Source organism: Patescibacteria group bacterium (genome assembly GCA_040390045.1).
Taxonomy (GTDB): Bacteria; Patescibacteriota; Minisyncoccia; order Phycocordibacterales; family SIBU01; genus SIBU01.
Genome location: JAZJZC010000004.1, coordinates 58836 through 71602, shown reverse-complemented (window position 1 = coordinate 71602; position 12767 = coordinate 58836). Strand labels below are relative to the sequence as shown.

13 protein-coding genes are annotated in these 12767 nt (G+C 43.3%); 3 read left to right on the top strand and 10 right to left on the bottom strand.

The annotated features are described in order from the left end of the window. Window positions 1-17: 17 nt before the first annotated feature. A complete protein-coding gene (gene rlmB / locus V4467_04020) occupies window positions 18-785 on the bottom strand; it encodes a 23S rRNA (guanosine(2251)-2'-O)-methyltransferase RlmB (protein ID MES2088126.1) in 768 nt (255 codons plus the stop codon). A 67-nt stretch (window positions 786-852) separates the two neighbouring features. Here rlmB and V4467_04015 point away from each other — a divergent pair, with 67 nt between their 5' ends. Further along, window positions 853-1566 carry a class I SAM-dependent methyltransferase gene (locus V4467_04015; protein MES2088125.1) on the top strand — a complete coding sequence of 238 codons (714 nt, stop codon included), beginning with the start codon at window positions 853-855 and terminating at the stop codon, window positions 1564-1566. A gap of 69 nt (window positions 1567-1635) precedes the next feature. Next, the gene (locus tag V4467_04010; protein MES2088124.1) at window positions 1636-2085 is read left to right on the top strand and encodes a hypothetical protein; all 450 of its coding nucleotides are present in this window, start codon (window positions 1636-1638) and stop codon (window positions 2083-2085) included. A 95-nt stretch (window positions 2086-2180) separates the two neighbouring features. On the opposite strand, the gene V4467_04005 is transcribed toward V4467_04010, so the two are convergent. From V4467_04005 to V4467_03985, 5 genes are all read right to left on the bottom strand, one after another. Continuing rightward, on the bottom strand, window positions 2181-3173 hold the full coding sequence (locus V4467_04005) for a matrixin family metalloprotease (GenBank protein MES2088123.1): 993 nt from the start codon (window positions 3171-3173) through the stop codon (window positions 2181-2183). A gap of 26 nt (window positions 3174-3199) precedes the next feature. Beyond that, window positions 3200-4051, bottom strand: coding sequence for a carboxypeptidase-like regulatory domain-containing protein (locus V4467_04000; GenBank protein MES2088122.1), 852 nt, complete (start codon window positions 4049-4051; stop codon window positions 3200-3202). 110 nt (window positions 4052-4161) lie between these two features. Then, window positions 4162-4485, bottom strand: a complete 324-nt coding sequence (locus tag V4467_03995) for an RNA-binding protein (GenBank protein MES2088121.1) — start codon at window positions 4483-4485, stop codon at window positions 4162-4164. Window positions 4486-4650: 165 nt separating this feature from the next. After that, a complete protein-coding gene (locus tag V4467_03990) occupies window positions 4651-5970 on the bottom strand; it encodes a hypothetical protein (GenBank protein ID MES2088120.1) in 1320 nt (439 codons plus the stop codon). A 73-nt stretch (window positions 5971-6043) separates the two neighbouring features. Then, window positions 6044-7246: a hypothetical protein gene (locus tag V4467_03985; protein MES2088119.1), complete on the bottom strand. Its 1203-nt coding sequence runs from the start codon at window positions 7244-7246 to the stop codon at window positions 6044-6046. A 146-nt stretch (window positions 7247-7392) separates the two neighbouring features. Here V4467_03985 and V4467_03980 point away from each other — a divergent pair, with 146 nt between their 5' ends. Beyond that, window positions 7393-7644: a hypothetical protein gene (locus V4467_03980; GenBank protein MES2088118.1), complete on the top strand. Its 252-nt coding sequence runs from the start codon at window positions 7393-7395 to the stop codon at window positions 7642-7644. 162 nt (window positions 7645-7806) lie between these two features. Here the strand turns inward: V4467_03980 and V4467_03975 are convergent, their stop codons facing one another. The 4 genes from V4467_03975 to V4467_03960 form a co-directional block, all read right to left on the bottom strand. Next, window positions 7807-9621: an alanine--tRNA ligase gene (locus V4467_03975; GenBank protein ID MES2088117.1), complete on the bottom strand. Its 1815-nt coding sequence runs from the start codon at window positions 9619-9621 to the stop codon at window positions 7807-7809. A gap of 49 nt (window positions 9622-9670) precedes the next feature. Further along, complete coding sequence (locus V4467_03970) at window positions 9671-10600, bottom strand: hypothetical protein (protein MES2088116.1); 930 nt, start codon at window positions 10598-10600, stop codon at window positions 9671-9673. Between the two features lie 292 nt (window positions 10601-10892). Continuing rightward, the gene (locus tag V4467_03965; protein ID MES2088115.1) at window positions 10893-12188 is read right to left on the bottom strand and encodes a hypothetical protein; all 1296 of its coding nucleotides are present in this window, start codon (window positions 12186-12188) and stop codon (window positions 10893-10895) included. Window positions 12189-12333: 145 nt separating this feature from the next. Next, window positions 12334-12765 carry a hypothetical protein gene (locus V4467_03960; protein ID MES2088114.1) on the bottom strand — a complete coding sequence of 144 codons (432 nt, stop codon included), beginning with the start codon at window positions 12763-12765 and terminating at the stop codon, window positions 12334-12336. Between the last annotated feature and the right edge of the window lie 2 nt (window positions 12766-12767).

Below are 12767 nucleotides of genomic sequence, written 5' to 3'. Positions count from 1 at the left end.
ACTGCAAAGTGTGGTTTTTATTTGCTTGATCTTACAGCCTTCGGATGTTTCGCGCTCCATGCGTAAAATGCAACGGCGGCGGAGACACCAGCGTTCAATGATTCGCAATTTGGACTAATGGGAATGGAAATTAATTTATCACAGAGCTCGCGAGTTTTTTCGCGAATGCCTTCTGACTCGTTGCCAAGTACAAAAATTGTCGGTAATTCAAATTCCTCCTTCGGCATAGTGTATTTTGCTCCACCTTCAAGACCGTACACGGCAAATCCCCTATCCTTCAATTCACGTAAACTGGTATTAACATTGCTCACTGAGACCAACGGAATTCTGAAAACCATTCCTGCCGAAACTTTTACCACCGAACCGGTGATCTGAGCTTGATTGTGTTCAGGAATTAAAACGGCAGAAATTCCAAAGGCGGCAGCACTGCGAATCACCGCGCCGACATTTTGTGGGTCGGAAAGTTCACCTAAAAGAATCAGCGAGGTGTCGGGAGTAATTTTTAAATTTTCAGCAAATTGTGTGAACGGTTGGATCAGTCTGTCAAAAGAAAGCACGCCAATAATTCCCTGGTGAGCCGCTTGTGAATCAACTTCTTTTGGTAATTTATTTGGTAACAAAACTGAGGTGGCGAGACCAAGCTTTTTGACCTGCGCTCGAATAGCAGAATCATCAAATGTAGAAGTCATGAAAATTTCTTCAATAACCTTTGGAGTGTTCGTCAAGGCTTCGGCTAAGGCGTGTTTGCCGTAAATGTAAATTTTGTTGTGATGCGCTGGTGCCATAATTTTGACAGTATAGCCGAAATTGAGAAATGATGCGAGAAGTGCATCTTTGTTGTAGTATACGGCTATGAAAAGAAAGAGATTTGCGGGCAAAGGACAAGACTTTTGGAATAAGGAATATAAAACCGGAACACACCTGGCGATTTCAACTAATCCAAGTGAAGACCTACAAAAATTCGCCCGCTGGCTAGAGCGCGAGCACGGTAGAGAATTTTTGAATCAAACCTCCACGGTTCTTGACCTAGGATGTGGCAACGGGCGCAATTTAATTTTTCTTGCTCAAAATTATGGTTTGAAAGGTTTGGGTTTGGACATTTCTCGTGAAGCCGTTGAGCAGGCAAAAAAATTGAGCACTGATTTAAATTTGGAATATAAAGTTGGTTCAATTAGTGATGTCCTTCCTGTCCCCGACCGATCTCAATCCTTCGTTCTCGACATGATGACTTCACATTTTTTGAATCAGGAACAACGAAAAAAATTAATTTCTGAAATTGATCGAGTGCTCCGACCTGGTGGTTGGTTATTTTTAAAAACTTTTCTTCGAGATGACGATGTAAATGCCGAGCGACTACTTAAGGAAAATCCCGCTGAGGAAAAAGGCTCCTACATTCATCCAAAAATTGGCCAAGCCGAACACGTCTTCACCGAAGCTGAAATTGAGGCCTCACTTTCGGAATTTTTCACTATTGAAAAAGTAACTAAATCCCACGGCCATCTTCGCCAAGGCCATGCGTTTAAGAGACGGAGTATTTCGGTTTACGCTCAGAAAAAAATTAATTAGTATTTCCATTTGCGAATTTCATATATTTTGTGATAAGGTTTTGCGAGCAAACACAGCACACACGAAATTATGAAAACCGCAGTTTGGGAAGACCTCCTTCTTGCACTAAGCACACTCGAGGGTGCCGGCAAAAGCACCACCATTCAACACGAACACAGCGCTTTTTGGGTACATGATTCTCTCAAGGCGGATCTCGCCTGTTATGAAAAACTGGGCTACACCGTGCTTAAGACAACCGACGAGATCGCCTGGATCCAAAGGGATAATTCTCGAATTGAACTTATTCCAAGGAACACTCAGGAGCATGAAGCATGGGCGACGTCTACCGCAACAGGCTTCGGAAATCTTTACGCCCACCTCACCGAGGATCTTTCGGAGGATTGCAGCGCCTTCGAGCAAGTTACCGAGCTCAAAGACACGAGGGACCTAAAACACTGCATGTTCCGGCACAGGGCAACGGGGCAGGTTGTCCAAATCATTTGGAGACTTTTCCCCATCTATAAGTTCGTGTTCAATTGACCTTTTCGAGTGAGCCCGCAAAATTTTTCGGAAAAATTTTGCGGGCTTTTTACTTTTGTTTACTAAACCCTAACCCCTAAAACCTTCCCCTCCTTTCACTTCACCCTACACCTTGTATTGAGCGCCGCTAAATCCGCTTTAGTTAAAGCCAAACTCGAACCATTATTTAATTTATACATAATGGCTTCGGGATCATTCACATGATCAAGACCAAGCGCGTGTCCAAGCTCGTGCGCCAAAACTCTCACTAGTTTATTTCGGCTACTAAATTCGTAAATATCAATTTCCGATCCGGCCGCACTGCTTTGATACAAACCTTCCTCAAATGTTTCGCCTCTCGTTGCTCCAACTGTATTGTATTGATCAACGGTTAAATTGAGACTAGCGCCGAGCCTGTTGATTGTGAGCACCAAAGAGTTAATTTGGTTGACCAATTCATTAACCGCGTTTTGCATCACCTGAAGTTGCGCTGATTGATTTTGTAAGGATACGCGAGTTGCCTGAAGCTTATCGTATTCAGATTTCGGCGCACCGCCTTTTGCATTCCACATTGAAACTTCCTGGTGATATTCATCGGCATTAGTTTCATAGGCACTAACTGCCGCGTCAAATGCATCTTTCTTAGTCTGATACTGAGATTTTAAAGTTGCTAACTTGGCAACCAAATCGTCATAGGAAGCCTTGTTGTTTTTTACAACAACATCGAGTGTGCTTAAATTGGCCGTGGTTTGTTGGCGGTAATCGTAAATTAAATTTACTTTGAGTACTCCTCCTTCTGGCGCATAGGTAAATAATTGTCGGCCGAAAGGTTTTTCCCAAATGGCCTCAGCATCTGCCATGGCGCTTAAAAAATAGGTTTTAGAAATTCCAAACTTGGTACTGAAGCTATCGAGCTTGTAGGCAATTGGAGAGGAACAAGGCGTGAAGTAATTTCTAATTTGGGAAAAAAGGAAATTAAAATTTTCCACTGATCGCTCGTATATTGGGGTTACAATCGGGCCAATGGTTTTTTCAATCGGTGCGCGAAAAACATACCCCATGCCAGCAATGACAACTCCGACCATCAAAATTTTCAAATAACGATTCATAAAAGAATTATTAGTTGAAGGCAAAATTAACGTATTCCCGTATCGCATGAAATTGAAACTGAAACTTCTTTGCCTGCATTCACGGTGACACCTTGCGAAGCGCATCGTGGATAGACTTCACCACCTTTGGTTTCAAGATTGTAATCACCCCCCGGTAGACTCATCGTAAACGTACCATCGGCATTTGATTTGGCAGACGCTACTAACTCAGAGCCGTCAGGAAGAAAAGCCTGGATTGTTGTTTGGTAAGGCTTGGGCGCACACGCGGGATCTGGTGGAAATTTTTCAACAGGGCATGTGGGTGAAAGAGTTACTTTTCCAGAAATTTTTCCAGTTTGAGATGTGGGATTTTGTTTTTGTTTTTCAACTAAAAAAGTCACTGCGTAATCCTTGTTGGTAATGGTTTTGGTGCTAATTTTCCCGGGCAACACTGCGATCAAGGAAATTAAATAACTACCATACAACTGCTGCTTAGCATTCAATGAAAAAACAGCGGATTCGGTGCTATCCGGCAAGGTGAGAAGGGTCTCGAGTCTAACCGTCCCCGCCTGAATACATTGCACGTCACTGGGACAGCGACTATCTTCCAAAACTTTATTAATTTTAATAGTGAGATCGTCAATTTTTTTACTCTCTCCAACACCTAGGGTTAATTCACCCTTTGTAAAATTGCCAGATGTTGTTACAGGACATTTTGCAAACTCACATTTTGGTCCGGAACGGCCAACGTAGCTACCATCGGGACATAGTTTGGCTTCCATCGTACACATGACTGGTTCGGGATTAGTTGCCTGCCATAAGGAACCTCTCTGCCAGAGAAAAATTCCAGCTCCAGCTACTACAAGAATAAAAAGTATTATTATGATGATTTTCTTCATGGTTTTATTATAGCAAATTCTAAAAAGAATGCCCCGCGCCAGAGGCGCGGGGCATTCTTTTTGTTAAACATTCATCTTCATGTCTAACCTACTACTATCTAATTTACTATTTAGTAGTTTGATCGGCGATCATCACCACCACTTCGCTCTCCTCTATCAAATCCGCCACTTCGTCGTGGAGGTTTATCTGACATAGGGCGAGCTTCGTTGACAGTCAATGTGCGACCATCGAGCTCAGTTCCGTGCATAGTTGCAACTGCTTTTTCAGCATCTGCATCTTCCATTTCAACGAAACCAAAACCTCGTGAGCGTCCTGTCATTTTGTCGATGATAACGTTTGCTGAAACCACAGTTCCAACCTTTGAAAAGGCGGCCTTCAAACTATCTGCTGTTGCACCATACGACAAATTTCCTACGTATAACTTTTTTGCCATGTTGAGAAATTTTCCTTTTAATAATCTAGAACACTAGGTTCTATCTATCGTCCGACCCCCGTTCTCAACATGTGCCTTAAAGTTAAAACTTCAGAATCAACTTGAGAAACTTAACGACACAAATACTATATATTATTTTTTTAAAAATGCAACGCTCGTAAATTCTTACTTCGCGGGCTTCACAATATCCACCTTAATTTTATTGGGTCCAGGAGGAAACGTACTTTTCCAAAAAGGGCGGATCACGGCGTTCGCCTTGGCAATAGCTGAGTTGGTGCTTATGACTTGAGCGAGTTCAGACTTATCTTTATCTATCAATTGTGAAGAAATTTTACTTGCGTCAATCTGCCAAACAATTTGGGTATCACCTTTAAGCTTAAATACTAGGGAGTCCGCGCTGGAAGCATCGTTATCAAGTTGGAAACTCAAGCTCTCCACTCCAATTGCATCTACCACAGAGCCATCAAAGTTATCAACGGTCTTTTTTGCTACAGCCTTCGAAATATCGGGCTTACTAAAAATGTACGCGGTAAATTTTGCTCTTTCTTTAATCGTCACGTTGTTTTGATTTGCATCATTGGCAGAAGCCACAGGTTCAAATTCTATTCGATAGGCTTGCGGATAAAAAATTAAATCTCCCACTGCATAATCCTTTGCTTCTGCAAGTACTCCATCGAGCAATTGTTTATCGAGTGTAGTTCTTGTTTCAAGATCCTTGGCCTCTGAGATTGTCTTTTCATTTCCTGCCTGGCCACCGGTCATCGGAGTTTTTGATTTGGCGTAAAAATTTAAATAGCGTTCATAATTGGTTTTAAATCCGGGCACTGTAAAATCGCTCAAACCAATATTGTATTCTTCGCCAGCAGATTCAGCTGTAACCACAGCTTCAATACTGCCGGGAACGGTTTTGCCATCAATCACGGTTTTGCCGGGTATGGTGATCGAATCTTGAATTTTATATATCAAACCTTTTGGTGTTTCAAAACGAGTATTTTTAACCAGCCTCTGAGAAGCGGTGCTAAAGGAGTTGTAAATAATTATTTTTCCGGTGGCGCGGGTTTCAACAAATTGTTCTGCGTCTGCTGGCACCGAAAGTTCTTTTTCGCGAACCAAAGAAAATACCGTGTAGCCCAAATCGCCCACGATTGGCTTGCTACTTGCGGTCAAATTTAAATTAATAGACTCTGCTTTCGATTTGGGAGTAAGCGTAACGGTTGCACTATAAAAAGTGTTACTGATAACCACAATCAAAATGGCCACTGAAATAATACCGATGGCCCACAAAATCCATTTTGAAATTGAACCTTTTTTAGGAGCTTCCTCTTCTTCATATGAATCATCTTCCTCCGGCGGTGTCTCACGATGCGAGTGTCTCGGCACTTCCTCAAGGTTGGAATAGTGATTGGGACGTTCGTCGATTGGAATATCGCGAATGCTTCGTCGCCTTCCTGCTGGAACTACATCTTGTACAATATTTTTTGGCATGAGTACGTTTAAATAAACTTAAAACTTTTCCTAATTCTACCACAACTGCGCAGCTTAAAAGAGTTTTCCCCAGTTATTTTGACCTCATTAAAAAATCAGCTTCCATGGATAAAGAAATATCACCAGAAATAGGCTGCAAGGCACCTTTAAATGCATTTCCAAACTCGCCCATGGTTTTAACATCAAATGGCAGAGAAGTAAGCGTCAATTTGCTCGAATCGGCAGATTTCAAAAAATTCTCAAAGACAGAAATAAAAGGGCTGTCTTCAAATAAGAAAACAATGTTGGGCAAAAAAGCTTCAGAAGAAAAACTAGAGATTGATGTGATGAAGGATTCCAACCAAGAACTTTTCATCTCTTCGATTGCTTTTTCAACTTTTTTTCCATCGGGAGTACTAATTTTTCTGTCTCGATGTAACGTATACAACCCCTCCAAACTACATTTTGGATGTCCCTCGCAAATTCTACCAAGGGTTTTAAGCAAGCCGTTGTGTCCAAGCGGAAAGCTCAATTGCTCTGCAATCACACCGGCTTTAATAACCGTAATATCGGTAATTTCTCCACCAACTGATACCAACAGAAAATTCTCAATGGCTGGAAAAAAATCTCTAATTGCTGCGTAGGCGATCAGCGAAAAGGAATGCCACTCAAATTTTTGGTGCGAAAAATGCTTCAGAACTGTTTGCTCAATTTTTTTAATAACATGTTTTGATGAAAAACTTAGACAAATAAGAAGCTCAAGCGAGCTGGCGTTCTTACCATAGGGATTCGAAGTGGCGTACCCATTTAACTGAATTTTAATAATTTTCTTTTCCAAAATTTCAATACCCGCTTCGTGATGCTTGGTCACCTGATGTGCGTCCTCAAAATCTTTTTCCTCTTTCAAAATTAAACTTTCAATAAGGCCTTGAGTGACAACACTGGGCTTAGCGCTTGAAAATGTAATGGTTTTGCATTCGGAAATGTGCCACGGCGAGGAAATGACTATCGAGATTTTCTGTATCGAATATTTTGTCGACGTGCCTGAAGAAAAATGTCGCAGACCATACTTTTCGAGGTGCACGAGCACAAGGTCGAGCGAACGAGTAGTAGCGTTAAGTAAACTTTCTCCCGTTAACACGCCTTGCTGAGTGATAGATTCGCGAGCAGAATACAAGAGAGTCGCGTGACCATTTTGGCCGCGCTCAAAAATACCGCCACCGACAGTGTTGTTGCCAATGTCCAAGATAATTTCAACCGGTTTGGTTGTTTTTTTTGAAAAGTTCAAAAAACCCATGGGGAAATTATAGCACGGGGAGCATGAAGCATGGAACACACAGCATGGAGCATTAGAGATAGAGAATATTGCTTGACTTCACTCAGTGATTACAGATATTCTTGAAATAGTAGTGCAGTACAAACACCCATCGAAAGACATATGCTATGAGCGACAATTTATTAGTTGATGCGCTACATACAGCAAATTTACTTAGAGGCCTGCGCACAGCGGAGCAGCGTGGCCATAAAGTGGTTTTGTACCCGCGTAATCCGCGAGGGGATGTCTTGTCAGGAAGTATTGGCAAGGTAGACCGAGACACAGTGGTGATCGGGGACAAATCGGTCGACCCAGATGATGTAAAATTTTTGGAAATACCCGATTTGCCAATGGGCTATTTTTCATCGAGCCGCAGATAATATTTCTGCGGTTTTTTCTTTAGTGATACTTATCAACTGAGCCACATACATTAATAACACCCGGCCGTGTGTTATTAATGTATGTGAGGAATTTATAAATTTGTGAAGAAATGTGCAACACCCGGTGTTGCACATAAATGAGCCGGTAAAGGCTGAGTTTGGCTAACTAATCACCGCCTTAATTCTCCGAACTCCAGCTGAAACTGCCTCTTCTTTAACAATTTTAAAATGTCCGATTTCTGAGGTGTTTTTGACGTGTGGGCCACCGCAAAATTCTTTGGAATATGCTGATTGTAAATCGTTACCGATAAAATAAATCGAAATTTCCTCTCCGTATTTTTCGCCAAAGAAATGTCGCGCACCAACTTTCTCAGCCTCGGTACGAGGCAAAATAACATTACCTACTGGCATTGCTTCTGTAATTTTTTTGTTTACAATATCTTCCACTCGTTTTTTTTCTTCATCAGTCATTTTCGTATCATGTGAAAAATCAAATCGTAGTCGCTCTGGCGTAATGTTACTTCCCTTTTGATTGGCATTTTCTCCGAGCACGTCGTGCAAAGCCTGATGAAGTAAGTGCGTCGCTGTATGATATTTTACAACTGTTGGATTCCCCGCGTCGGCCAAGCCGCCTTTAAATTTTTGCTCAGCACCAGAGCGTGAAAGTTCCTGATGTTTTTTAAATTCTTCATTAAATTTTTCTATGTCAATCACAACACCTTTTTCCTGTGCCAACTCCATCGTCAGTTCAATTGGAAATCCATAACTTGAAAAAAGTGTAAAAGGATCCGTTCCTTTTTCAAATTCTTTCAAACCTCGATCAAGCGTGGTTCTAAATTTCTGCTCTTCCTTATCAATTTCAGTTTTTATTATCTCTTTTCGTTCAAGCAGTTCTGGATACACCTCCTTGTATTTTTCAATAACCGTTTCCGCAATCCAGAAAAGTGAACCGTGCTTCATTGAAAGTTTGTCTGCATGTCTAACTGCTCGGCGTAACAACCTTCTTAGGATATACCCCTGCTCGGTATTTGACGGAACAACTCCGTCTCCAATCATAAACACCGAGGTTCGGATGTGATCTGCTACAATTCTTTTTGATTTGATTAAGGTTTGATCCTTCGTAGAGGTAAATTCATCGATCTTGTCCATGAGCGGCTGAAATAGATCCGTGGCAAAAACGTTATCCCTCTTTTGAATGGCCATGACCAGCCGTTCGAGACCCGAACCTGTATCAACATTTTTGGCAGAAAGTTTTCCAGTTACTTTTCCATCCTTTTTAACAAATTCCATGAACACATCGTTCCAGATTTCCACCACTTTTTGCTCACTATCAGCGCGCAAATATTCCTCCTTGGTCATATCGCCAATTCCCTCTTCAGTAATATCATAAAACATTTCTGTATCTGGGCCACAGGGACCATCCGCTCCTGCGTCCCACCAATTTGGCTCTTTCTTTCCGTTCCACGTTAAAAAATATATTCGATTCTCAGGAATATACTTTTTCCAAATTTCAAAACTCTCCATGTCTTTCGGCGCGTCATCATTTCCTCCAAAAACCGTTACATACAACCTCTTTGGATCCAACCCAAATCCTTCCTCTTTAGAGGTTAAAAGTTCATAACTCCATTTAATAGCATCTTCTTTAAAATAGTCCCCGAGTGACCAATTACCAAGCATTTCAAAAAAAGTATCGTGCGTGTTGTCTCCAACTTCATCGATATCTTGAGTGCGAACACATTTTTGAACATTAACCAAACGAGTACCTTTAGAATGCTTTTTTCCTAAAAGATAGGGCACCAAGGGTTGCATCCCTGCAGTATTAAAAAGCACAGAAGGATCATTTTCAGGCACAAGCGATGCCGACGGAATCACAGCGTGACCACGTTTCTCAAAAAATTTTAGAAATTTCTGGCGGATTTCGCTGGAAGTCATCATGGTGGCAATTATACAGAATTCAGCAAATTTCTCAAAACTCATAAAAAGAAAAGCCCCGCGACGCAGTCGCGGGGCACGAAAAAAAATTAACTCAAAGTTTCCGAGAAATAACCGTATTGCCTGACCAACCATTCCATGGGTAGTGCATAACTGCGAGATAATACTCTTTCGGCTTTCGATTGCTTGCTGGAAAGGTTTCCCCTCCTCCGTCTGAGGTGAAAAAGCAGCCAACAAAATTTGCGGCCGCCACCGTAGTAACCGACCTAGAAACAGGGACACGGTGACTGAACTGACTGATCACGTTGGTGTCCTCGTCAACTTTTTCGCTGTAGCCGACGATGTATAGATGCGAGATCATGGCCTCCAGAACAAGTGCGGGTGAAGCATACTGGAAGGCCGGTTCGATCGAGTCTATTACCTCCAGGGTTTCTTCCCGGGTAATATTTCGCCCATGCGACTCTTCATTCCAGCGAATCTTGTCCTGGTATTGAAGTGGACGAATGAGGTGGTAGCCAGCTTGTGCTGGCTCATATTCCTTTTCCCATTTTTTAATTTGTGGCAGCACTTTCTCCGTCATCAGTCGATGGGAAATAAGAGGATGCTGGCAGATTTTTTCGTACATTTCCATCAGAGGAAGTCCCAGGATAAACACGAGCCGTTCCGGCGCAGCCATAATCATGTCGCACGGAAGAGCAAAACTCTTCATTTGCAGAGTAGCCTTCCGCCTCTCCCACAAACCTGTGACTTGATCTGCAATATGCATCCTCGATTCACCGAGGACATCGAATGCTCTAGCCTCCATTTCTGTAAGAGACCATCCACCACAACGAATCATCCGCGCGACACGTTCAAGTCGATCCCTATCTTTCAGAAGTAAACCTAAATGACCGGCTTCGACTTTGTTCCTTCCAAGTGCATCTAGGACCGGCGATGTCAGGTTGTGTCCCACATGATAGGGATTCCATCTGTGCATGCCGTGACCATCTTCCACACTGCTAAGACTACCCTTTGCATGTAGCATAGGTTGATCCTTTCAATTCTGCGTTTCGCTTTGGCTACGTCTGACACAAGGCCAGCTTCGCCGTGAGTTGGTTGTCTCGACAATTGCTTGCAAAGAACAGACCGAGTTTCAACATACAGCATTTTAAAAAAGCGTCAAATAATGATTGTTATTCGCCCATTCGTACGAATGTGCGAATGGCATTTCGACACCCGTCAACCTGCCACGTCGACGTGGCAGGTTGACGGGTAGCGGGCAAAAGAAAAAACCGAGATGCGCTGGGCAACTCGGCTGGAAAAAATAAAAGAACTCCTTACGACTTCGGCGGAAACACTGGCACCTCTGCCATCGTCTTCGCCACGCGGGCGAGGCGGCAGAAAAGTTCGAACTTTTCTGCGTCACCCAATTCCTGCTCGGCGAAGGCGTAGGCCTCACGCCAAACTTTCGGAGCATCCACTTTATTCACGACCGAATTTTCGATGGCCAGTAGGAGTAGACTAGCTTTTCGCCGACGCCCAACTATCCCCTCATCTCCATATACCTTTACCTGCCTGAGCAAGTAATCCGCTTTTAGATCGGTATAACCGAAACCAAAAAGACGGATGTAGCTCTCGATCACATTTGGAACTCCGGTAGTTGTCGAAGCCATCAAATTACTGCATCGGACAGCATACTTCGGATCGCGGGTCGCACCAAAAAGCCTCACCAAAACTTCAATCCTGTCAGCAAGGCAGAGTTGTTCCGGCGCGGCATCAACCCAGCCCAGGACCTCCTGGTTGATGGCTTTAATTTCCGGTTGCAAATCTTTCTGACCACTGTAATCCGCAATCTCTGCAAGGGCAATGAGCGCGTGCAATCCCGCGTTTATAAGCGGGCGGTTTGCTTCCTTCTCGTGGTCCAAGTCCAGAAATAATTCCGCGGCAGATCGCGCGGCGGAAAAATCTGCTGGTAATTGAGTCACTCGAAAAAGCGAATTGAATGCCCATGGCCGTAAGGGACAGTATTTAGGCATTGAATCAGCACCAAGACCGGCAAAATCCCACTCATCTTTGCCACGTCGAAGCCTCGCCTCAATATTCAAAAGCCAGGCTTCCATCGTCAGGAGACTTCCAGGAAGTTCCCGGTAAGCCCGTGCAAGAGCTCCTTGTGCCTCCATCATATGAACGTAATCGTTTTTCGCGTGTGGCGCTCGTGCAACAAGAGCCGATGCGAGAGCAAGGGCGTCAGGGAACTCGATCCGCGGATGCACCGAGAATTCAATACCAAGTTCAGCCTTCAATCCACAAACGCGGGCCAACTGTTCCTGACCCAAAACATTTCGGGCTTTCACTGCATCCTCCAATTTAGTGATTAAACTGCCACATTTTGCCTCATTGTTCCAGACCTCTTTGGACACGGAAGCCTCCAACTGTCCCAGCTTGGGACCACGGTCATCAACGGCCGCGAGGGCAATGGTAAACGCTATGGAAACGGTCCGGCCAACTTCATCGTCTGGGTAAAAGGCGGCTTCGGCTTTCTCGGCAAACTTCGCCAAGTCCTGAGTACGCAACTGACCCGACTCTAACAGCCGGGCTATTCTGACACCGTGTGTGATTGCAGATGTTCTCATGTCAACGATCCCTTCGTGTGTCTCTTGGAGGTTATGGGCGGAATTCACCGAGGTGAATCCCTAGCAACCCGGCCTTGCCCGCAAGACAACAATTTGAGACTAGCACCTTTTCTAGCGGGATTCAACGCAAATCAACCTTAGACTTTTAGAGTAAGATTTTTTCGATTCCAAGCTTTTCAGCCTGCTCGTATTCCCACTTGGCTCCAGTAGAAGTTTCCCAACCAGGCACAAAGAAAATTTTGGTAATTTTTCCAGTTTGAAAAAGCGGAAGGTAAAAATGATCAAGTATCGGTGTGTAGTATTCCTTCGAATTTTTAGAAAATTCCTTAAATTTATTTTCAAACGGCAATTGATTAAAAATGTGCACACCCTTTTTCTCTAAAGCGGCAATATTTCGTGCCATCACCTCTAAATTTTTTTCAATTGATCCAAGTCCCCCCGTTGAAATCGGTCCTGAGACTAAAGCCACTGGTTCGGGAATTGAGTTCAGGATTTCACTAGCCACAACAAAAAGCTCTGAAAAAACTTCCGCTTTTTCGACGTCCTCGTAATTTTTTGCTGTCCAGTATTTTGCCATGT

What these genes read in the sequence shown, in the direction of transcription:
- V4467_03980 (MES2088118.1), top strand. Translation starts at nt 7,393, where the DNA reads ATGAGCGACAATTTATTAGTTGATGCGCTACATACAGCAAATTTACTT.
- V4467_03975 (MES2088117.1), bottom strand. Translation starts at nt 9,621, where the DNA reads ATGAGTTTTGAGAAATTTGCTGAATTCTGTATAATTGCCACCATGATG.
- V4467_03990 (MES2088120.1), bottom strand. Translation starts at nt 5,970, where the DNA reads ATGCCAAAAAATATTGTACAAGATGTAGTTCCAGCAGGAAGGCGACGA.
- V4467_03985 (MES2088119.1), bottom strand. Translation starts at nt 7,246, where the DNA reads ATGGGTTTTTTGAACTTTTCAAAAAAAACAACCAAACCGGTTGAAATT.
- V4467_04015 (MES2088125.1), top strand. Translation starts at nt 853, where the DNA reads ATGAAAAGAAAGAGATTTGCGGGCAAAGGACAAGACTTTTGGAATAAG.
- V4467_03995 (MES2088121.1), bottom strand. Translation starts at nt 4,485, where the DNA reads ATGGCAAAAAAGTTATACGTAGGAAATTTGTCGTATGGTGCAACAGCA.
- V4467_03960 (MES2088114.1), bottom strand. Translation starts at nt 12,765, where the DNA reads ATGGCAAAATACTGGACAGCAAAAAATTACGAGGACGTCGAAAAAGCG.
- rlmB (MES2088126.1), bottom strand. Translation starts at nt 785, where the DNA reads ATGGCACCAGCGCATCACAACAAAATTTACATTTACGGCAAACACGCC.
- V4467_04005 (MES2088123.1), bottom strand. Translation starts at nt 3,173, where the DNA reads ATGAATCGTTATTTGAAAATTTTGATGGTCGGAGTTGTCATTGCTGGC.
- V4467_04010 (MES2088124.1), top strand. Translation starts at nt 1,636, where the DNA reads ATGAAAACCGCAGTTTGGGAAGACCTCCTTCTTGCACTAAGCACACTC.
- V4467_03965 (MES2088115.1), bottom strand. Translation starts at nt 12,188, where the DNA reads ATGAGAACATCTGCAATCACACACGGTGTCAGAATAGCCCGGCTGTTA.
- V4467_03970 (MES2088116.1), bottom strand. Translation starts at nt 10,600, where the DNA reads ATGCTACATGCAAAGGGTAGTCTTAGCAGTGTGGAAGATGGTCACGGC.
- V4467_04000 (MES2088122.1), bottom strand. Translation starts at nt 4,051, where the DNA reads ATGAAGAAAATCATCATAATAATACTTTTTATTCTTGTAGTAGCTGGA.